The sequence below is a fragment of the Acidovorax sp. HMWF018 genome (genome assembly GCF_003061035.1).
In the GTDB taxonomy this organism is placed as follows: domain Bacteria; phylum Pseudomonadota; class Gammaproteobacteria; order Burkholderiales; family Burkholderiaceae_C; genus Acidovorax; species Acidovorax delafieldii.
In genome coordinates, this window is sequence record NZ_QAIM01000011.1 from 1 (window position 1) to 1,425 (window position 1,425).

Here is a 1,425-nt window from a genome sequence, read left to right on the forward strand (position 1 = left end):
GGGAGGGATACCCGGCAGGGTTGTGTGAATTCGATTCCTCTGGGCCCGAGGGCTTTCAAGGACTCAATGACCGCCCTTGGCTGCGGCGATGGCTGCACAGGAGCGCACGAAATGGTGCGCGTCGTTGAGCAGCGCATCACGCGCTTCCTTGGTGCAGATGTGCCAATGGTCATTGGCCACGGTGCATTTGCCTGTGCGTTCCAGCGCCAACAGATCGTTGGCATCAATGACCCCCTTGGCTCGGAGGTCAGAGATGTAGGCGTCACGCACCGCGAAGAGGTGCTCGACCTCGCCAGGTTTCTGGCAACGCGGGGTTCGCGCTGCATCCAACTGAGCAGGGTTGAGGTCTTGATTTTGTGAATTGAGCATGTTCCGACTCCAAAGCAGAAGACGGGCCCCTCCCCTGCGGGAATGAGCCCGCAAGGGTTGATGAAAGCTCGTGAGAGCTGATGTGCTGAATTCGCCCCGAGAGGCACGGCCAGCTGCCGTTTCAAGCCACCTGCATTACGCGGGCGGGGATGAAAGCTTTCCAAAGCACCCGGTCTCTCAGGAGCTTTGGAAAGCCCTGCAACCCCGAGGGGCGCAGGACTTCTTGGTGCTCCCCAGAAGGGCAGCAACTTCTTGGATGCGAGCGTCAAAACTCGCTTTTTGTGGATGGTTTAGGAAGCGCGCCCTGCCCCACTGATATGCTGGGCGGCAGCATCTGCCCGCTCAATGTGCAGGCCATGTTCCGTCCTGAACGCCATCATCGTTGGCGTTGCGTCGGGCATGTCCGAATCGATGGCTTCGCAGGTTCCGCGCTCCCAATACTCGGGATCGCTCGTGAACTCGCCACCGTCCACCTGACGGTAACGCGCGTTCACCAAGTCATCAAGCTCCGCTTGCGTGATGTTCGCAGGCACCTCAACGACCTCCATGTATTCGACCCTCGTGAGGGCCGACAAACGCACTTCAACCAGTTTCGTGGCTGGGGCTACTTGTTCAGTGAGCTTCGCCACGTTTCCTTGCTGGAGATAGTCATTTCTGCCAATCTCCAGCGCGTTCTCTGGAAAGCCTGCGCGAACAAGCGATTCAATACCTGCATTGCGAGCAGCTTGACGGCTTTCAGGCGTGCTGCGCTCGTCGTGGTTTAGCACAGCATTAAAACCAGCGTTGTACGCCTCGCAGGCTTCACGATAAACGATCACATCAACGATGTGAGCATTCGGGTGCTTTTTATGAAGCGCATCAACCTCCGGCCCCGTCATGAGAGCAGGCGACTGCGATAGCAATGAAGCGCTCCAAACGCCTCCAACAGACCAGATCAGACCAGCCTCGGCATCTTGCACCGCTAGGGATGTCCTGAACAACTCGGACTCGTAAGTGCTACAGGGTCGATGTTTTTCAGATGATGCAATTGCGGCCGTTTTCTCGCATCTTTGCGCC

General features: G+C 57.7%; 2 protein-coding genes. Both read right to left on the reverse strand.

Translation table 11 applies throughout. The features are described 5' to 3' along the window. Positions 1-63: 63 nt before the first annotated feature. Positions 64-369 carry a hypothetical protein gene (locus DBR23_RS00330; RefSeq protein WP_108496931.1) on the reverse strand — a complete coding sequence of 102 codons (306 nt, stop codon included), beginning with the start codon at positions 367-369 and terminating at the stop codon, positions 64-66. A gap of 290 nt (positions 370-659) precedes the next feature. After that, positions 660-1,425 (reverse strand): hypothetical protein (locus tag DBR23_RS00335; protein ID WP_233250195.1); only part of this gene is annotated, 766 nt, incomplete at its 5' end.